Source organism: Rhizobium sp. A22-96 (assembly GCF_053521805.1).
On sequence record NZ_JBNWDQ010000003.1, the window covers coordinates 1,085,595 to 1,103,866 of the forward strand.

Below are 18,272 nucleotides of genomic sequence, written 5' to 3' on the forward strand. Positions count from 1 at the left end.
CGCCTCAAGCTGGCGCAAACGATTTGAATTCATGCCTGGAAGGACCCGCCCCATGGTCGCGATCGTCGAGAGCGCCGATGCACCCGTAAAAACGCCCCGCATCGGCATTCTGGATACGGCGCGCGGCATCGCGCTTTTGGCGATGGCGAGCTATCATTTCACCTGGGATTTCGAGTATTTCGGCTATCTCGATGGCGGCACGGCGGAGACGGGCTGGTTGAAGCTCTATGCCCGCGCCATTGCCAGCACCTTCCTGTTTCTGGCTGGCTTCAGCCTTGTGCTTGCCAATACGCCCGAGATCCGCTGGCGCTCCTATTGGCGCCGCCTCGGAATGATCGTGGTCGCGGCCGTGGCGATCTCGCTCGTTACCTATTTCCTGATCGGCGCGGGATGGATCTATTTCGGGATCCTTCATTCGATCGCGGCCGCCAGCATCATCGGCCTGCTTTTCCTGCGGCTGCCGGCTTTCGCGACGCTGCTGATCGCCGCCTTGCTGGCGGCGGGCATCGTCGTCGACAATGTCATTGCGCCCTTCTCGCTGCATTCGGCCGCCTTCGATACACCTTGGCTCTGGTGGGTCGGCCTGTCGGAGACGCCGCAGCAATCGAACGACTATGTGCCGCTCTTTCCCTGGCTGACGCCGTTTCTGTTCGGCCTCGGCATGGCGCAGCTGGCAATGTCTTTCGGCTGGCTGAAATGGCTGGCGAAATTCGGTCCGGGCAGCAATCTGATTGCCCGCGCCGGTCGCCACAGCCTAGCCTTCTATCTTATTCACCAGCCGCTGCTATTTGGTCTTGTCTTTCTTGTATCGACCGTTGCCCCAGCCCCGCAGCAGGATCCAGCCGTCGGCTATGTCAGGCAATGCGTGGCGTCATGCACGCGATCGGGCAGCGAAGCCATGTGCCGCAGCTTTTGCCAATGCACTCTCGACAAGTTGCAGGCGCAAAATCTCTTCACGCCCCTGAATTCCGGGGCGATCAAGGCAGATAGTGATGAGCGAGTAAACCGAATCGCGATACAATGCACGGATGAAGCGCAATGACAGGGTTATTCTATGAATGCCTATCGTTCGAAGTCGCTGAGTTTTCCGTGGCCGCCGCTAATCTATAGTGGTGCGGTCCTTATCGCATTGTACCTCCAAAGGTACGATCCATTGCCCTTGCCCTTCATCTGGTCGATCATAGCATGGGCTATTGGGGCAATCCTCACGGCCTTTGCGGTGACGCTGAATGTCTGGGCCGTCAAGACGCTGGTAGAGAGACGCACCACCGTGCTGACCCAGCGCTGCAGCTCACATCTGGTGACGTCTGGCCCATTTCGCTTCACCCGCAATCCGACCTATCTCGGCTACACGCTGCTGACGGCCGGACTTGGCCTGATGATCGGCAATCTCTGGTTCGTGGCAATGGCCGCGGTCGCCGCTGCGCTGACCACCCTGCTCGTCATCCGCTGCGAGGAAATGCATCTTCTATCCCGCTTCGGCTGTGAGTTCGAATTTTATTGCAAGCACACGCGACGGTGGTTTTGAAACTGGATGGATTTGTAAGGCCATACACAGAATGTGGGCTATCGGTGATCCTCTTTTCTAAAAAAGGATCGCGATCCGACCAATCTTCGTTCTTTCGCGATAAACTAGATCCACCTCGATGGCGCTATCTCTGCCGGAGTACAGATCAAATTCACGAATGTTTTTTTGACCACGGATTCCTTCCAACCGGGTCGATGCTTTCCAGTTTGAAAAAGAACACTCTTGTTTGCCGCAGTTCACACTAACGTCGCCCGCCAAAAACTTCTTGGAATCGAGCGTCAAACTCAATTGGAAGCCGCTTTCCTTGTTATCGGCAAGCTGGCAGCGAACATGAACTTTACAAACAACTTGCCCATAACTCGCATCCTTGCCATCCAGAAGAAGGGCGTACCCAACCGGAATATCAGATGTACCGTCCTCGGCTGCGTAGCTGCTGCCAAGGCCGGCGAACAGAGCTGTTGCAAGTGCAATAAAGGCGGCCCCTAGCTTTGCCATAACGCCAATAACTCCCCAAGAACGCTCAGCTTTTTAAGAAGCGTTCCCGCCGGAACTATGGCCGTAATGTTGGAAGTTTATCTCTTGTGTGCAGTAATCAGGTGCCCACACCGATATCGGCCAGTCTCCCAAGACAGGCCTCCTCGACATTGTCGAGCTCGTTGAGGGTATCGTCGATATCCTTGCGCTTCTGGCGCAATTCGTCGCGCTTCTCGTCCACCCGTTTCATCAGCAGCTTCAGTTGGCCGATCTCGCCCGGAGGTTCCTTGTAGACCTGGATGATTTCCCGGATCTCGGCAATGGTGAAGCCGATGCGGCGTCCGCGCAGGATTTCCATGATCAGGCGCCGATCGGCTGCACGGAACAGGCGCGTGCGACCCCGGCGCTCAGGGTGGATAAGGCCTTCGTCCTCGTAGAAACGCAACGTTCGGGTGGAAACCCCGAATTCCCGCGTAAGCTCCGTTATGCTATAATATCCGTCGACCAAGAATCCGCCCCTTATTGATGGGGACTATAATATTGACTTTTACGTAATAGTCAATTTTCACCAAAATGACATTGTTTTCGCATTTTCGCGTTGCGGATGTTCGAACTGCGGCATTGCAAAGTCGGACAACGAAATCCCCGCCACGAGGCTTGAGTGGCGATCCAAGCATGGATGCTACAATGGAAAAAACTCATTGCGGATAGGTGGATAGATACAAAATCTAATGTACTCTATCAATCCACAGGCCCGCAGGAATCACATCCATTTTGCCTGCTATCAAAGCTATTCTTCCAACTATAGGGAATTCCGTGTCGGTTCGTCCCATCATCCGCTTCCCCGATCCATTGCTGCGAACCGCCTGCGCGCCGGTCATTGTGTTCGATAACGATCTGCGCGCGCTTGTGGCGGATCTGCTGGATACGATGCGCGCCGCGCCCGGCGTTGGCATTACCGGCCCACATGTCGGCGTGCTCAAACGCGTGGTCGTGATAGAACTCAGCCGCGAAGACGGCGTGCGCACCTATATCAATCCGGAGATCCTCTCATCCTCGGAAGAAACCATGCGGCATATGGAGGGTAGCGTATCCATGCCTGGCATGACTGAAGAGATCGTCAGGCCGAAAGCCATCCGCTTTCGCTATCAGGATATCGATGGCGTGGCGCACGAGGCGGCGGCCGAGGACTTTCTTGCCATCTGCATCCAGCATGAGATCGACCAGCTGGATGGCATCTTCTGGCTTCAGCGCCTTTCGAAGCTCAAGCGTGACCGCTTGACGAAGAAGTGGGAAAAGATCCGGACTTGAAGCGGTCTGGAAAAACAAACGGGCGCCACGAAGGCGCCCGTTCGATCAATTCGTCCAATCCAAGGCTTAGCCCTTGAGCTTGGAGTTGCAGAGGCTGTAGTAGCCGCCGCCCTTCTGGATCCACTTCAGGCCGCCGAGCGAATTCTTGGCCTTGTTGGCGTTGTACGCGTCGACGCAGGTATGGAAACGGCCCTTGCCGGGCGTGTCGCTTGCATACTTCGGGTCGATGCTTGCCGGGAAGCTTACGCCAGCCGGGGCAGCGATCGTCGGCTTTGCCGGTTCGGTCGCCGGTGGCTTGGTGGCATCCGGCTCGCTGGCGTCAACCTTGGCGGCTGCCGTCGTCTTCGCGGGCTTTGCCGGCGTCGTTGCAGCAGGTGCGGTCGTTGCCGGTGCGGTCGTCGTGGCGCTTGCGTCCGCGCTGCATTGCGTGGCGCGGAAGTCGTTCCACTTCTGGCCGTTCAAGGTACCAGCAGTCTTGGCAGCCTGATATTTGGCGCTGCATTCTTTCATGGTTAGCGCAGAAGCCGAAGAAGCGAGGCCTAACGAGCCTGCAACCGTAAGGGACGCGAGAGACATCAACAGGATGGCACGACTAGTCATTGGCAAATCCTCCGCTCTATGACGAATGTCGAAACTATTAATCGTATCGTCCCTACCGATTGTCAATCGACACGCGATTTCGGGGCGACGGATGACACCATATGCGGACGAATATGAACGCAGACTGTACGAAAATAGCGATCGAAAATAGTATCTTAGCCCAGCTACCAATCCTTGATGGCAATTCGAGGGGCCATCGGACTCAGCCACAGGTAGGTGCGAACCAGTCTCGATATGGGGCGACTTTACCTACGGCGACTTCAATCGCAGATAAGGGACGCGCTCGGGCTGCAATAGCATTGATAGCGAGGAGCGGGACACGTCGCCACCACGAGTGTGTAATCGTGACAATTGCATTCGACAAGAAATCGCTGGTCCGCCGTCACCGAGGTCGCACTGTAAGTCGAAAATCCTTGGCCAACATCCGCAGGGCGAGACCCCACGCTAAAGGGATAATTGGCACCGGCGCTCGAGGATGAAGAGCTGTCCTGGCAGAGCGCCGCAGACGGCAGGTAGATCCCGATAGAGGCGGCGATCAGAAATCTTGCTGCAAAGGAGGCGCTCATGCTGCCGCCCTTCTTATTGGCACATCAGGTAGGCATGCGGCACGCAGGTGCAGGCATAAGCCTGGGTCGGGCACGAGAGATCCTGCAATGTGCGATCATCGCAATTGCAAGTCACGAAGTAAGATGAATTGTTGGGCAGCTTCAGGATACTGGAGGTCGAATAGCCGCTGCCAAGATCCGCCCGCCGATAGGTGAAGCTTGACGCCGAGTTGCCGGCAGCAGCAGGCTTGGTATCCGCGGCTTGGGTCAGGGAAGGCAGTCCGATCAAGACCACCACTAACGATGCCTTGCAGCACATCTTCAGATATTTTGCGGCGCCGATAAGATCTCTCATGTCTCTACTCCGTCCAATAGATCGCCATACGGGACTATTTGTAGGCAGGGAATATTTCTCACATTTGTCCCTCGGTTGCGAAGTGTTTCCACCCGCGCCTTCTGTCCATTCAATGAATTGGCGCGTCAGCTTCACATGATGTGAAATCGCATCGACGGTCACGAACCGCTCCGCGGCGAGAAAAATCCAAATCCCGTATCGTTGTCAGACGCTAGCACCGTCGAAATAGAGCTGGAAGCTTGGGTTTTCGAACAGTTGCCAATTCACGATCACTGTTTCGCGATCTCCCATGCAGACGCAGCTGCGAGCTTGCGTGCATTGCAGTGAAGTTAAAGCCTTGAAGTGTGCCGATGTCGCCCTATTATCTTTCAGGCAGTTCCCCTCCTTATGCCCTGGATGCTCTCCCTTCCAGGGCATTTTTCTTGACAACGTCCCCTATGGCCATCGGCTCCGCCTTTGCCCATGAGGGTTTGGAAATGGCCGAAAGCTAAGGTGAGCGAACAATTAATAGGCTTTCGTTAACCATTGATGGCGTACGCATCTGCGTGCCCTCAAACATTTGGAGCTATGAAATGCGTAAATTCACTCTTGCGGCTATGTTTGCTGCTTCTGCGATCGTTGCATCGGGCCAGGCATACGCGGCTCCCCGCCATCATCACAAGCCGGCTTGCCACACCGAGCACCATAAGGTGAAGGTCCACGGCAAGTGGATCGTCAAGGCCGTCAGGGTCTGCAGATAAGAACGGAGGGGCGGCGCAAGCCGCCCTTTTTTCTGAGAATCGGCACTCATAGAAAAGATATGCGCCGATCGATTGAGCATCTGCAGCGACGAAATGACTGGCCTTGGCCCACAAATGGGCATAGTTTAGCAACATGGCTGGCAATTGAACCCGTAGGCGCCAGCAACCGAGAGCCTTGCGCTCTCGCCTGCAGAGGTCAAGGAGTTGCCCGCATGACCTCACATGACAATGGCGACAATATTCTCACCGATCAGAAACTGCATGATCTTCTCAAAGCGGAAGACGAAATGGATCGCGTGACGGAATCGAAGCAGACCATTCCGGACGAATCGGAATTGCTTCCGGATGAAGCATCACAGGTGCTCATCTCCTGAAAGCCAGGAGGTTCAGCGGTCGTCGACTTCAATGCTGAGTCGGCCGAAACTACGGTGTGAATATCTGCATTGTCGCGTGCGAGGCGCCATTCATTCAAAAGAATCCGGAACAACCAGGACGAAGCTGACGTTTGGCTAGTACCCATTCGATCAGGAGGCAGTCTCATGCGTCACGTTGTCGGCTTTACGAAAAAGATTACCGAACAACCCTTCCACATCCTCGAGATCAGCGACCAGCCGGTTCCGTTCAGCGTCGGTCAATTCGTCAAGACGGAGCCGACAGGCAACTGGCTGCAGATCTATCAGATCGGAACAAGAATCAATGACGACCAACTGTACACAACCGTCGTCATCGGCGATCTGCCGCCAGCCGGTGCTCTGAGCGATGGCGAAAATTGGTCAGAAGCCCCAGACTGGACTGGCGGCCGCCGGCAGTGATCTTCTGCAGTCCTAGACGGCCATTTCGTTGAGCTTGGATAAAAACAAGCCAGGAAACCTGCGCTCCAGCAAGCGATTTTCGGCGATCGGCCAAATCAGCCCGGTGTCCAACATCACATCTTTTGTAAGGAGATTAAAAAGAAAAAGCCCGCAAAAGCGGGCTTTTCTTGTAGTACTTGGTGCGGTCGAGAAGACTCGAACTTCCACGGGTTGCCCCACAGCGACCTCAACGCTGCGCGTCTACCAATTCCGCCACGACCGCATCGTGGTAGGGCCGAATTGCTCCGGCGCGGCTGCATGTAGCAAAAGCATTCGGGGGGCACAAGAGCGATGTGTCAGTTTTTTTAAATTCCTGCACAGCTCCCCGGATTGCCGGTCCGGAATTGTCGAACAAGTGCCGTAGATGTTTGAATTTCCGTCCGAATACCTCCATATGTGGACAACCGTCGGCGCACCGGTTTTCCCATATCAGCGGCCTGCCGGATTGGCGCAAAGGACTGCCAGATGCTTCGCACCGAACTCTCACATCAAATGTTTCCCTCGCAAGGCACCCCGCCGGTGCGCTGGCGCATCGCCGATGGCCTTGTGCCCTATGACGAAGCGGTGGCGGCCATGGAAGCCGAAGTCGCAGCTATTGCCGACGGTCGTTCGCCGGAACTCGTCTGGCTGGTGGAGCACCCACCTCTTTATACGGCCGGCACCAGCGCCAATGCGGCTGACCTCATAGAGCCGGATCGCTTTCCGGTCTTCGCCACCGGGCGTGGCGGTGAATACACCTATCACGGGCCAGGTCAGCGCGTTGCCTATGTCATGCTCGATCTGAAGTGTCGCCGGCAGGATATCCGCGCTTTCGTGGCTTCTCTCGAAGAGGTCATCATCCGCACCCTCGAATCGATGAACGTACGCGGTGAGCGGCGCGAGGATCGTGTCGGTGTCTGGGTGAGGCGCCCGGAGCGACCGGCGCTGCCCGACGGAACCATGGCCGAGGACAAGATTGCCGCCCTCGGCATCCGCGTGCGCAAATGGGTGACGTTTCACGGCCTGTCGCTGAATGTCGACCCCGATCTCGGCCATTTCACCGGCATCGTCCCCTGTGGGATCTCCGCCTATGGCGTGACCAGCCTCGTCGATCTCGGCCTGCCGGTCATGATGGCGGATGTCGATATCCGCCTCCGCGAAGCTTTCGAACAGGTATTCGGCGAAACCGTCAACGATGCTTAATGCGCAATGTCCTTGCTGACATTGCGCAGCCGGATCTGATGATCGAGCCGTTCGATCTGGCTGGTGGTCGCTTCGATCAGCCGGCCGATTTCCTGATGGGCAGACCTTAGCCGCGAAAGTTCATTTCTCACGGCCACCAGCGCCCGCTCGTCACTGTCGTCGCCTGGCCCGTCGCCGGTTCCGGTCATCAACCAGGCAGGCGACACGCCGAAAAGATCCGACATCTTGATCAGAGTGGATGGCGCGGGTTCGGAGCGATCGGATTCCCATGCAAGCATCGTTTCCTCGCTGACGCCAAGCTTGTTCGCCAGCGTCTCGAGATTGATGCCGGCAGCGTCACGCGCCATGGAGAGCCGGCCGCCCAAGGTATCGCCGCCCTCGTCCGAAAAAACGGTCGTCTCTTGTTCGGTCTTGAACATCGGTGCGATCCCTTTCTTGGCCGCGCCGACGAATTCATGCGCGGCGCCTATCTGTTTTAGCCGTTTCCAAAAGCACAGATAGGTCTATGGGCGTCATCTCGCCACCATGATCTGTCCCAAATGGAAAAGTGCGCCCTCGTCCGCCGTCATCCTCGCGGTTTTGAATTCCGCCGCTGATCGCTTCTTGATTGCACGCCGTTCCTGTGTTTGATGACAGTCCATGTCCGCCGTCTCAGCCGCTCCCAGCCAGCAGAATCCGCTTCAAGGCATGACGATCATGGCAAGCGCCATGATCATGCTGCCGATGATGGATGCGATCGCCAAATACATGGCGAGTTTCGAGGGCATGTCGCCCGGACAGGTGACATTCTACCGTTTTTTCTTCCAGCTCGTATGCATGCTGCCGCTGCTGGCGACAATTTCCGGCCGTGCGGCCTTTTCCGCGAAACGCCCTTGGCTGAACCTCCTGCGCGGCGCCTTGCATGGAGCCGCAAGCCTGCTCTTTTTCGCGGCCGTCAAATACATGCCGCTCGCCGACGTCTTCGCGATCTATTTCGTCGAGCCGTTCATGCTGACGGCGCTTTCCGCCGTGTTTCTCGGCGACAAGGTGGGGTGGCGGCGTTGGCTTGCCATTGTCATCGGTTTCGGCGGCGCGATGATCGTCATCCAGCCGAGTTTCGAGATTTTCGGGTTGAAGGCGCTGCTTCCGGTCGCCTGTGCCTTTCTTTACGCGCTCTATCTGTTCATGAACCGCGCCGTCGGCGAAGCCGATTCGCCAATGACGATGCAGATCATGGCGGGCGTGGGCGGCACATTGTTCATGACCTTCGCTCTGTTTACAGGCGCTTCGGCAGGCATTGCCGATTTCGAGCCGTCACTGCCTGCTTCCGGGCTCGGTCTCGTCCTCTTGCTGATCCTGGGTTCGATCTCCGGCTACGCGCACATGCTCGTCGTCAGGGCCTTCCGGCTGGCGCCCCTGTCGCTGCTCGCACCGTTCCAGTATTTCGAGATCATCTCGGCGACGATCCTCGGCTATGCGATCTTTGGCGATTTTCCCAATTTCTCCAAATGGATCGGCATCGCCATCATCGTCGGTTCAGGCCTCTTCATCATCTGGCGGGAGCGCGTGCAGTCGCGATCGGAGAATTTGAGGTAGGTGCGGATATCTTGCGCATGGACCGGCGGCCCGGTTTGTGGCTAAAACACTGAGACAGCAGACGTATTGGGCGGAGATTGCATGTTCAAGAAAATCCTGATCGCCAATCGCGGCGAGATCGCTTGCCGCGTGATCAAGAGCGCGCGCCGGATGGGCATCCTGACGGTCGCCGTCTACTCGGATGCCGACCGCGATGCCCTGCATGTCGAAATGGCCGATGAATCAGTCCATATTGGCCCGGCTCCGGCTGCGGAAAGCTATCTCATTGCCGACAAGATCATCGCCGCCTGCAAGGAAACCGGAGCGGAAGCGGTCCATCCGGGTTACGGCTTTCTTTCCGAGCGCGCATCCTTCTGCGCAGCGCTTGAGAAGGAGGGCATCGTCTTTATCGGCCCGAAGCCGAAGGCGATCGAGGCCATGGGCGACAAAATCGAATCGAAGAAATTCGCGAACGCCGCCAAGGTCTCGACCGTGCCGGGCCATCTCGGCATCATCGAGGATGGCGATCACGCCGAGAAGATCGCAGCCGAGATCGGTTATCCCGTCATGATCAAGGCATCCGCCGGCGGCGGCGGCAAGGGCATGCGCATCGCTTGGAGCAAGGACGAGGTGCGCGACGGCTTCGACCGGGCCCGCTCCGAGGCGAGGAGCTCGTTTGGCGACGACCGCGTCTTCATCGAGAAGTTCGTGGTCGACCCCCGCCACATCGAAATCCAGGTACTGGCCGACGGTCACGGCAATGTCGTCTATCTCGGCGAGCGTGAATGCTCCATCCAGCGCCGGAACCAGAAGGTGGTGGAAGAAGCGCCCTCGCCGTTCCTCGATGAGGCAACGCGGAAAGCCATGGGCGAACAATCCGTGGCCCTTGCCAAGGCTGTCGACTACCAGAGCGCCGGCACCGTCGAGTTCATCGTCGATCGCGACAGGAATTTCTATTTTCTTGAAATGAATACCCGCCTGCAGGTCGAGCATCCCGTGACCGAACTCGTGACCGGCATCGACCTGGTCGAGCAGATGATTCGTGTTGCGTTCGGTGAAAAGCTGCCTTTCAAGCAAGAAGACATCAAGCTCAACGGCTGGGCTGTCGAAAGCCGTCTCTATGCGGAAGACCCCTATCGCAATTTCCTGCCCTCGATCGGCCGCCTGACGCGTTATCGTCCGCCGCGCGAGGGCAAGCGCGGCAAGTCGATCGTCCGCAACGACACCGGCGTCTTCGAAGGCGCCGAGATTTCCATGTATTACGACCCGATGATCGCCAAGCTTTGCACCTGGGCCCCATCCAGGCTGGAGGCGATCGAGGCCATGGGCGAAGCGCTGGATGGCTTCGTCGTCGACGGGATCGAGCACAACATGCCGTTCCTCTCGGCACTGATGAAGCATCCGCGCTGGCGCGAGGGGCGCCTTTCCACCGGCTTCATCGCCGAGGAATATCCGGAAGGCTTTGCGCCGGCAGCACCGGATGAGAACCAGGCCGCGGTGCTCGCAGCCGTCGCCCTCTCCTGCAGCCTGATCGAATCGGGCCGCCGCGAACGTTACGCCGACCGCCTGCGACCAGCGGCAGGCCCACTGCGGGACGAATGGGTCGTCAAGCTCGGCACCGACTACCTGCCCGTGACATTGCTCGAAGGCGTGGTGACCATCCCCTTCGAGATGGACATGCGGATTGGCGACGAGACTGCGACGGTCGCAACCGACTGGCGGCCTGGCGATGCGGTGTGGGTCGGCAGCGTCGGCAGTCGCAAGCTGACAGCACAGATCCGCCCATTGCTGAATGGCCTGCGCATCGATTGGCAGGGCATTTCGGTGCGGCTGAAAGTCTTCACGCCTCGTCAGGCGGAACTTGACAGACTGATGCCCGTCAAATTGCCGCCGGATACGTCCAAGCTTCTGCTCTGCCCCATGCCCGGCCTGGTCGTCGCCATTGCGGTTGCCGAGGGCCAGGAGGTCAAGGCGGGAGAGACGCTTGCCATCGTCGAAGCAATGAAGATGGAGAATGTTCTGCGCGCCGAGCGTGACCTGGTTGTCAGCAAGATCAATGCCAAGGCGGGTGAAAGCCTAGCGGTCGATGCTGTCATCATGGAATTTGCTTGATCAAAATACGGCATTGATTTCACTTGAGGCGTCCCGTACGCCCATGCCAATGTCGTGCGAACCAAAATCATTGCAAGAAGGGATGAGACGATGGATGTACGTGCTGCGGTAGCAGTTCAGGCTGGCAAGCCGCTTGAGGTGATGACGGTTCAGCTGGAGGGGCCGAAGGCCGGCGAAGTGCTGATCGAGGTGAAGGCGACAGGCATCTGCCACACCGACGACTTCACTCTGTCGGGGGCTGATCCTGAAGGTCTGTTCCCCGCCATCCTCGGCCATGAGGGCGCCGGCATCGTCGTTGATGTAGGACCAGGTGTGACCTCGGTGAAGAAGGGCGATCACGTCATTCCGCTTTATACGCCGGAGTGCCGCGAGTGCTATTCCTGCCTTTCGCGCAAGACCAACCTCTGCACCTCGATCCGCGCAACCCAGGGCCAGGGTCTCATGCCCGATGGCACGTCGCGTTTCTCGATCGGCAAGGACAAGATCCATCACTACATGGGCTGTTCAACCTTCGCCAACTTCACCGTTCTGCCCGAGATCGCCCTTGCCAAGGTCAATCCGGACGCCCCCTTCGACAAGATCTGCTACATCGGCTGCGGCGTCACGACAGGCATCGGCGCCGTCATCAACACCGCCAAGGTCGAAATCGGCTCGACCGCGATCGTCTTCGGTCTCGGCGGCATCGGTCTCAATGTGCTTCAAGGCCTGCGCCTTGCCGGCGCGGATATGATCATCGGCGTCGATATCAACAATGACCGCAAGGCCTGGGGCGAAAAGTTCGGTATGACCCACTTCGTCAATCCGAAGGAAGTCGGTGACGACATCGTGCCCTATCTCGTCAACTTGACGAAACGCAACGGCGACCTGATCGGCGGCGCTGACTACACGTTCGACTGCACGGGTAACACCAAGGTCATGCGGCAGGCGCTGGAAGCCTCGCATCGCGGCTGGGGCAAATCCATCATCATCGGCGTTGCAGGGGCTGGCCAGGAGATCTCTACCCGTCCGTTCCAACTGGTCACCGGCCGCAACTGGATGGGCACTGCCTTCGGCGGCGCACGTGGCCGCACCGATGTGCCGAAGATCGTCGACTGGTACATGCAAGGCAAGATCCAGATCGATCCGATGATCACCCACACCATGCCGCTTGAAGACATCAACAGAGGCTTCGAGCTGATGCATTCCGGCGAAAGCATCCGGGGTGTCGTGGTCTACTAAGGCCGAGGAATTGCATGCGGCATATAAGAAATATGCCGCATGCATCTGAAAAGATTTGATTTAATGATCTATGTCGATGCAGACGCCTGCCCGGTCAAACCGGAAATCCTGAAGGTTGCCGAACGCCACGGCATCGAAGTTACCCTTGTCGCCAATTCCGGATTGCGCCCGTCGCGGGATCCGATGGTGAAGAACATCATCGTCTCCAACGCCTTTGATGCGGCCGATAACTGGATCGCCGAGCATGCCGGTCCCGGAGATATTGTAGTCACCGCCGACGTGCCGCTCGCCGGGCGCTGCGTCGCCACCGGCGCGCTGGTTACCGGACCGACAGGTCGAGTGTTTGACGTTGCCAATATCGGCATGGCGACCGCGATGCGCGATCTCGGCGCACATCTTCGCGAAACCGGCGAGAGCAAAGGCTACAACGCCGCCTTTTCGCCGCGCGACCGCTCCGCTTTCCTTGAAACATTCGACCGGCTCTGCCGGCGTGCCAAAGCACATCAATCATCGCCTGGAGATCAGTCTTGAATATCATTTCCCAGAACACCGCCTTCGGCGGCATGCAGGGCGTCTTTTCGCACGAGTCGGACGCCTGCAAATGCGAAATGACCTTCGCTGTCTTCGTGCCGCCGCAGGCGATCAAGGAGCCTCGCCCGGTCCTCTGGTATCTCTCCGGCCTCACCTGCACCCATGCCAATGTGATGGAAAAAGGCGAATATCGCCGCATGGCCGCCGAGCTCGGCCTGATCATCGTCTGCCCGGACACCAGCCCGCGCGGCAATGACGTGCCGGACGAACTGACCAACTGGCAGATGGGCAAAGGCGCCGGCTTCTATCTCGACGCCACCGAGACGCCCTGGGCCGAAAATTATCGGATGTACAGCTATATCACCGAGGAGTTGCCACCACTCCTCGCCAAGCAGTTCCGCGTCGACATGAGCCGCCAGGGCATTTTCGGCCATTCCATGGGCGGCCACGGCGCAATGACGATCGCACTGAAGAACCCGGATCGCTTCAAGAGCTGCTCCGCCTTTGCACCGATCGTCCAGCCGTCGACTGCGGATTGGTCCGCACCGGGCTTTGAGAAATATCTCGGTGCCGACAAGGCTGCCTGGAGACGATACGATGCGTGCTCTCTCGTTGAGGACGGCGCCCGCTTCCCGGAGTTCCTGATCGATCAAGGCAAGGCCGACAGCTTCCTCGAAAACGGCCTGCGCCCCTGGCTGTTCGAAGAGTCGGTCAAGGACACCGGTATCGGCCTGACGCTGCGCATGCACGAACGCTACGACCACTCCTACTATTTCATTTCTAGCTTCATGGACGATCATCTGAAATGGCACGCTGAACGCCTAGCGTGAAACGGGTGGCATAGCAGCCATGCACTCAAAAGCTTGAAAAACGCCAGTAATAGAGGCATATAGAAAACGCGCAGACGACTGCGGCGGCCGCTATCGATTGATCGGCCGTAAGCTTCCGCGGGGACGGCCTCGCTCTTAACAAAGGAGCGTAAAATGGCTTGGTTTCTGCTTTTCCTTGCAGGTCTGTTCGAAATTGGCTGGGCGGTCGGCCTGAAATATACCGATGGTTTCACGCGGCTGACGCCGACTGTCCTCACCGTCATATCGATGATCATCAGCATTGCGTTGCTGGGCCTTGCGGTAAAGACCCTGCCCATGGGCACGGCCTATGCCGTCTGGACCGGCATCGGCACGGTCGGCACCGTGCTGCTGGGCATATGGCTGCTTGGCGATCCAGCAACCCTGGTCCGCCTCGCCTGCATCGGCCTGATCGTGGCCGGCATTGCCGGCCTCAAATTCGTCGCCTGACGAACCCGCAATCATCGGCGCTGGCGATTGTCCAGCGCCCACTCTCCCGCACCGGCAAACACCAGAAACAGGAAGATGAAGCAGAACAGCACTGCGCCATCGCCCTGATTGTTGGCTGGGAAGAAATTGATCGGCATATGGACGGTGAAATAGGCGACCGCCATTTCGCCGCTGAGCAGGAACGCAATGGGGCGGGTAAAGAGACCGATCAGAATCAGAATGCCGCCAACAAGCTCGATCACAGCCGCGACGAAAAATAATGTCGTGATTGCATAGGGAGCTGGCGGAAAGCCGAAGAGCTTTTGCGTGCCATGTTCGATGAACAATAGAGCCGTGACAATTCGCAGGACCGCGAGTGCAGCGGGCTGATAAGGCGACAAGCGTTCGGAAAGGGACATAAGGATCTCCGTTCGAAGGGGATGCGAACGAGATCCTTCCTAAATGCTCTCGTTCCGCCGACTATGGAGTCAACACGCGAGAGACGGATTTATTCGCCGGGCCCAGCCATCAGCCGAGCCCGGCATCTATGTGCTTACTTCTTGTTGTTGTCGATCGCCAGAAGGCCGGGGCCAGCGAAGATCAGGAACAGGAAGATGAAGCAGTAGAGGATAGCCGCATCACCGCCATTGTTGGCCGGGAAGAAATTCTTCGGGTAATGCGCCATGAAATAGGCAACCGCCATATTGCCGCAAAGGATGAATGCGACAGGACGGGTAAAGAAGCCGACAATCGTCGCCAAACCGCCGACGACCTCGATGATACCCTGCACCAGAAGCAGGGTCGGCAACGGGCTTGGGAACTGACCACCTGGCGGGAAGCCAAAAAGCTTCTGCAGGCCATGTTCGATGAACAATACGCCGGTGACGATACGCAATACAGTAAGAGCATAGGGCTGATATTGGTTCAGCCGATCGGAAAGCGCCATTTTAGACTCCAGTTTTAACTCCCCCAGGAGCAAGCATTAGAGCGGACGCCCGCGAACGGGAAAACACGGATTCTGACGTCCAATCAATTTTCCGTGTAAAATCCGTGGCTTGTTGTCACATACTCACAGGGGAATGTTGTCGTGCTTCTTCCAGGGATTGGTCAGATCTTTGTTGCGCAGCATCCGTAACCCCTGGGCCAACCGCCTGCGGGTCGAGCGCGGCATGATCACCTCGTCGATATAGCCGCGTTCGGCGGCGACGAAGGGCGACAGGAAACGGTCCTCATACATCTTGGTATGGGCCGCGATCTTCTCGGGATCGGCAATATCCTTGCGGAAGATGATCTCGACTGCGCCCTTGGCACCCATGACGGCGATCTGCGCCGTCGGCCACGCATAGTTGAGATCGCCACGCAGATGCTTTGACGCCATGACGTCATAGGCGCCGCCAAAGGCCTTGCGGGTGATGACCGTCAGTTTCGGCACCGTCGCCTCCGCATAGGCAAACAGCAGCTTGGCGCCATGCTTGATCAAGCCGCCATATTCCTGCGCCGTTCCCGGCAAGAAGCCAGGGACATCGACGAAGGTCACGAGCGGGATATTGAAGCAATCGCAGAAGCGCACGAAACGCGCGGCCTTGCGCGAGGCATCGCTGTCGAGCACGCCGGCCAGCACCATGGGCTGATTAGCGACGAAGCCGACCGTGGCTCCCTCGATCCGGCCAAAGCCGCAGACGATGTTCTTGGCAAAACTCTCCTGTATCTCAAGGAAATCGCCCTCGTCCGCCACCTTCAGGATCAGCTCCTTGATGTCGTAGGGCTTGTTGGCATTGGCCGGGATCAGCGTATCAAGCGAGGTATCGGGCTCGGTGACGGATTGATAGCACTCGATCTCGGGAAGTGCCGATGTGTTCGACTGCGGCAGAAAGTCGATGAGGCGGCGCACCTGCAGCAGCGTGTCGACATCATTGTCGTAAGCCGCATCGGCGATCGAGGATTTCGTCGTGTGCACCGAGGCGCCACCGAGCTGCTCGGAGGTCACAGTCTCGTTGGTAACGGTTTTCACCACGTCCGGCCCGGTTACGAACATGTAGGACGTGTCGCGAACCATGAAGATGAAATCGGTCATGGCTGGCGAATAGACGTCGCCACCCGCACAGGGGCCCATGATCACGGAAATCTGCGGGATGACGCCGGAGGCAAGCACGTTGCGCTGGAACACCTCGGCATAGCCGCCAAGTGCGGCCACGCCTTCCTGAATACGGGCGCCGCCGGCATCGTAGATACCAATGATGGGCGCCCGATTCTTCAGCGCCATGTCTTGTACCTTGGTGATCTTTTCCGCATGCGCTTCTGAAAGAGACCCGCCGAAGACAGTGAAATCCTTGGCAAAAATGAAAACAGTGCGTCCGTTGACGGTGCCCCAGCCGGTGACGACGCCGTCGCCGGCGATCTTGCTCTTGTCCATGCCGAAATCGGTCGAGCGATGTTCGACGAACATGTCGAATTCCTCGAAGGAACCTTCATCGAGAAAGATATCGATGCGCTCGCGCGCCGTCAGCTTGCCGCGCGCATGCTGCGCGTCGATGCGCGCCTGGCCGCCGCCCAGTCTTGCGACTTCGCGACGGCGTTCCAGTTCCTGCAGGATTTCCTTCATGCGGCCCTCTCTCCCTCACTGCTCGGGCTTAGCATGGCGCGAGCCTTCCTTGAAGCTATCAGCTTATTCCGCCAGCCGCGGCATGGTCAGCGAAAAGATGGAGCGGACGCGCGCGGCGATATCTTCCGCCAGCAGCTCGTCGGCCGTGGCCGGATCGGGCGCGACCGTTCTGATCTCAAAGGACGCCATGGCGATGACGGAGCCGCCGTTCAGCTCGGCTGCATCGATATTGACCTTCGCGCTGCTGCGATCGCGATTGAAGCCGCGCGCCTTGCGAACATCGGTCAGCCGGATGGTGATGGCGACAGGCGGCAGCGCCGCATTATGGGTTGTCGCAGCGATCGAGGCGTTTACGCGATCATTGACCGCTGCAATCAGCGCCGGCGAAACGGGCGGCAAGGCCTGATCGGCCACCACGGTCGAGCTGCGAACGTCATAGGTCGGAGGAGGAGGATCAACGGACCAGCTGGAGCACGCCGCCAGAGCCAAACATCCCACGAGCGCCAACACGGCTCCCGACCTCGACAACAACATGATACCTGCCCCGACTTCCCAACCTGCAAGATACGAAGGCCGCTATAAAGGACTGGAAATCAACAATATTCAACTGCGCAGAGCAGAAAAAACATCCGTTGCGGCCTGAAATTCTTCAAAACGTTGCGAGCGCCGCCGTTCCGCTTCCTCGTCGCTGCCCCAATGTTCGATCGTCCAGTCCTCGTCGAGATGGGCAAGCGACCAGACTTCGGCGAGCGGCAGGAAACCCTCTGCGAAAGCAAGCGCCAGGATCGCCGAGCCCGTCAGCGTCGTGATCGTATGCAGGCTCGCAAGCTCCATCAGCGCACCGTATTTCTGCAATGCCGAGGCAAAGGCAGCGATGGCTTCGCCGGGCTGATCCTGATGCATGACACCTTCAGCGAGGATGAAGCGAGCGCCAAGCGCGTCCGCCGCCCATTCGATCACCGGGTTCCAGCGTGCCGACTGCCGCTCCACGAGGCGCTCCGGGCCATCGGCCCGATAGCAGAGCAGGTCATTGCCGGAAAAACGCACGATTTCGTCGAACACCGCCTGGCTCTCAGCAACGACGCCATCGATGGCGGTGTTGACGAGGCGGGTAACGGGCATGGTTGCGGGATCGATGACCTCGACCTGTCTCGCCCATTCGGCGGCCACCAGTCTGGCGAGCGCTTCCGTCGGCAAAGCCAGAGTATGGCGAGCTGGCGTCTTGACCGCCTTGCCATCGAGCGCAATGGCGTGTCCATCTTCACCCTTGCTGATCGTCACCTCCTTGTAGAAGCGCTTCGGCAAGGGCCTTTTCATCTGGATCTGCGCACGGCGGATCGGATCGGGGTGGCTCAACCCCTCGGAAAGATCGTTCAACAGGTCGCGCATGGC

General features: G+C 58.3%; 22 protein-coding genes and 1 tRNA gene. 12 read left to right on the forward strand and 11 right to left on the reverse strand.

Going from position 1 to position 18,272, the window contains the following annotated elements; all coding sequences use genetic code 11:
* The first annotated feature begins 52 nt into the window (after nucleotides 1-52).
* Both ACQZ6F_RS18140 and ACQZ6F_RS18145 read left to right on the forward strand, forming a co-directional pair.
* Entirely contained in the window at nucleotides 53-1,042 is a 990-nt protein-coding gene (locus tag ACQZ6F_RS18140; RefSeq protein WP_449093686.1) for a DUF1624 domain-containing protein, read from the forward strand.
* A gap of 12 nt (nucleotides 1,043-1,054) precedes the next feature.
* Entirely contained in the window at nucleotides 1,055-1,528 is a 474-nt protein-coding gene (locus tag ACQZ6F_RS18145) for a methyltransferase family protein (RefSeq protein WP_449093164.1), read from the forward strand.
* 57 nt (nucleotides 1,529-1,585) lie between these two features.
* On the opposite strand, the gene ACQZ6F_RS18150 is transcribed toward ACQZ6F_RS18145, so the two are convergent.
* Nucleotides 1,586-2,023: a hypothetical protein gene (locus tag ACQZ6F_RS18150; RefSeq protein WP_449093163.1), complete on the reverse strand. Its 438-nt coding sequence runs from the start codon at nucleotides 2,021-2,023 to the stop codon at nucleotides 1,586-1,588.
* 97 nt (nucleotides 2,024-2,120) lie between these two features.
* Nucleotides 2,121-2,510: a MerR family transcriptional regulator gene (locus ACQZ6F_RS18155; RefSeq protein ID WP_034480869.1), complete on the reverse strand. Its 390-nt coding sequence runs from the start codon at nucleotides 2,508-2,510 to the stop codon at nucleotides 2,121-2,123.
* Nucleotides 2,511-2,818: 308 nt separating this feature from the next.
* Between ACQZ6F_RS18155 and ACQZ6F_RS18160 the strand changes: the two genes are divergently transcribed.
* Entirely contained in the window at nucleotides 2,819-3,313 is a 495-nt protein-coding gene (locus ACQZ6F_RS18160) for a peptide deformylase (RefSeq protein ID WP_449093162.1), read from the forward strand.
* A gap of 66 nt (nucleotides 3,314-3,379) precedes the next feature.
* Here the strand turns inward: ACQZ6F_RS18160 and ACQZ6F_RS18165 are convergent, their stop codons facing one another.
* Nucleotides 3,380-3,913, reverse strand: coding sequence for a hypothetical protein (locus ACQZ6F_RS18165; protein WP_068386871.1), 534 nt, complete (start codon nucleotides 3,911-3,913; stop codon nucleotides 3,380-3,382).
* A 579-nt stretch (nucleotides 3,914-4,492) separates the two neighbouring features.
* Nucleotides 4,493-4,813 carry a hypothetical protein gene (locus ACQZ6F_RS18170; protein ID WP_449093161.1) on the reverse strand — a complete coding sequence of 107 codons (321 nt, stop codon included), beginning with the start codon at nucleotides 4,811-4,813 and terminating at the stop codon, nucleotides 4,493-4,495.
* 952 nt (nucleotides 4,814-5,765) lie between these two features.
* Between ACQZ6F_RS18170 and ACQZ6F_RS18175 the strand changes: the two genes are divergently transcribed.
* Nucleotides 5,766-5,927, forward strand: a complete 162-nt coding sequence (locus tag ACQZ6F_RS18175) for a hypothetical protein (RefSeq protein WP_169055434.1) — start codon at nucleotides 5,766-5,768, stop codon at nucleotides 5,925-5,927.
* Between the two features lie 165 nt (nucleotides 5,928-6,092).
* Entirely contained in the window at nucleotides 6,093-6,365 is a 273-nt protein-coding gene (locus ACQZ6F_RS18180) for a hypothetical protein (RefSeq protein WP_068386877.1), read from the forward strand.
* A gap of 177 nt (nucleotides 6,366-6,542) precedes the next feature.
* Here the strand turns inward: ACQZ6F_RS18180 and ACQZ6F_RS18185 are convergent.
* Nucleotides 6,543-6,627 (reverse strand) — tRNA-Leu (locus ACQZ6F_RS18185).
* A gap of 242 nt (nucleotides 6,628-6,869) precedes the next feature.
* Between ACQZ6F_RS18185 and lipB the strand changes: the two genes are divergently transcribed.
* The gene (gene lipB, locus ACQZ6F_RS18190; protein WP_449093160.1) at nucleotides 6,870-7,586 is read left to right on the forward strand and encodes a lipoyl(octanoyl) transferase LipB; all 717 of its coding nucleotides are present in this window, start codon (nucleotides 6,870-6,872) and stop codon (nucleotides 7,584-7,586) included.
* On the opposite strand, the gene ACQZ6F_RS18195 is transcribed toward lipB, so the two are convergent.
* A complete protein-coding gene (locus tag ACQZ6F_RS18195) occupies nucleotides 7,583-8,005 on the reverse strand; it encodes a helix-turn-helix domain-containing protein (protein WP_068387113.1) in 423 nt (140 codons plus the stop codon). The genes lipB and ACQZ6F_RS18195 overlap by 4 nt on opposite strands.
* A gap of 220 nt (nucleotides 8,006-8,225) precedes the next feature.
* Between ACQZ6F_RS18195 and ACQZ6F_RS18200 the strand changes: the two genes are divergently transcribed.
* The 6 genes from ACQZ6F_RS18200 to sugE all read left to right on the forward strand — a co-directional run bounded on the left by ACQZ6F_RS18200 (nucleotide 8,226) and on the right by sugE (nucleotide 14,299).
* Complete coding sequence (locus ACQZ6F_RS18200) at nucleotides 8,226-9,161, forward strand: DMT family transporter (protein ID WP_449093159.1); 936 nt, start codon at nucleotides 8,226-8,228, stop codon at nucleotides 9,159-9,161.
* A gap of 81 nt (nucleotides 9,162-9,242) precedes the next feature.
* The gene (locus ACQZ6F_RS18205; protein WP_449093158.1) at nucleotides 9,243-11,252 is read left to right on the forward strand and encodes an acetyl-CoA carboxylase biotin carboxylase subunit; all 2,010 of its coding nucleotides are present in this window, start codon (nucleotides 9,243-9,245) and stop codon (nucleotides 11,250-11,252) included.
* Between the two features lie 90 nt (nucleotides 11,253-11,342).
* Nucleotides 11,343-12,470 carry an S-(hydroxymethyl)glutathione dehydrogenase/class III alcohol dehydrogenase gene (locus ACQZ6F_RS18210; RefSeq protein WP_077471045.1) on the forward strand — a complete coding sequence of 376 codons (1,128 nt, stop codon included), beginning with the start codon at nucleotides 11,343-11,345 and terminating at the stop codon, nucleotides 12,468-12,470.
* Nucleotides 12,471-12,533: 63 nt separating this feature from the next.
* Nucleotides 12,534-13,001, forward strand: coding sequence for a YaiI/YqxD family protein (locus ACQZ6F_RS18215; protein WP_449093157.1), 468 nt, complete (start codon nucleotides 12,534-12,536; stop codon nucleotides 12,999-13,001).
* A complete protein-coding gene (fghA, locus tag ACQZ6F_RS18220) occupies nucleotides 12,998-13,831 on the forward strand; it encodes an S-formylglutathione hydrolase (protein WP_449093156.1) in 834 nt (277 codons plus the stop codon). The genes ACQZ6F_RS18215 and fghA overlap by 4 nt, the downstream gene beginning before the upstream one ends.
* 153 nt (nucleotides 13,832-13,984) lie before the next feature.
* Nucleotides 13,985-14,299 carry a quaternary ammonium compound efflux SMR transporter SugE gene (gene sugE, locus ACQZ6F_RS18225; RefSeq protein ID WP_449093155.1) on the forward strand — a complete coding sequence of 105 codons (315 nt, stop codon included), beginning with the start codon at nucleotides 13,985-13,987 and terminating at the stop codon, nucleotides 14,297-14,299.
* A gap of 11 nt (nucleotides 14,300-14,310) precedes the next feature.
* Here the strand turns inward: sugE and ACQZ6F_RS18230 are convergent, their stop codons facing one another.
* The 5 genes from ACQZ6F_RS18230 to ACQZ6F_RS18250 all read right to left on the reverse strand — a co-directional run bounded on the left by ACQZ6F_RS18230 (nucleotide 14,311) and on the right by ACQZ6F_RS18250 (nucleotide 18,269).
* Nucleotides 14,311-14,697 (reverse strand): DoxX family protein, encoded by a 387-nt coding sequence (locus ACQZ6F_RS18230; RefSeq protein WP_449093154.1) that lies wholly within the window; start codon nucleotides 14,695-14,697, stop codon nucleotides 14,311-14,313.
* A gap of 134 nt (nucleotides 14,698-14,831) precedes the next feature.
* Nucleotides 14,832-15,224 carry a DoxX family protein gene (locus ACQZ6F_RS18235; RefSeq protein ID WP_034477484.1) on the reverse strand — a complete coding sequence of 131 codons (393 nt, stop codon included), beginning with the start codon at nucleotides 15,222-15,224 and terminating at the stop codon, nucleotides 14,832-14,834.
* A 123-nt stretch (nucleotides 15,225-15,347) separates the two neighbouring features.
* A complete protein-coding gene (locus ACQZ6F_RS18240; protein WP_449093153.1) occupies nucleotides 15,348-16,880 on the reverse strand; it encodes an acyl-CoA carboxylase subunit beta in 1,533 nt (510 codons plus the stop codon).
* Nucleotides 16,881-16,943: 63 nt separating this feature from the next.
* A complete protein-coding gene (locus ACQZ6F_RS18245) occupies nucleotides 16,944-17,414 on the reverse strand; it encodes a hypothetical protein (protein WP_449093152.1) in 471 nt (156 codons plus the stop codon).
* A 69-nt stretch (nucleotides 17,415-17,483) separates the two neighbouring features.
* Nucleotides 17,484-18,269, reverse strand: coding sequence for an ATP12 family chaperone protein (locus tag ACQZ6F_RS18250; protein WP_449093151.1), 786 nt, complete (start codon nucleotides 18,267-18,269; stop codon nucleotides 17,484-17,486).
* Between the last annotated feature and the right edge of the window lie 3 nt (nucleotides 18,270-18,272).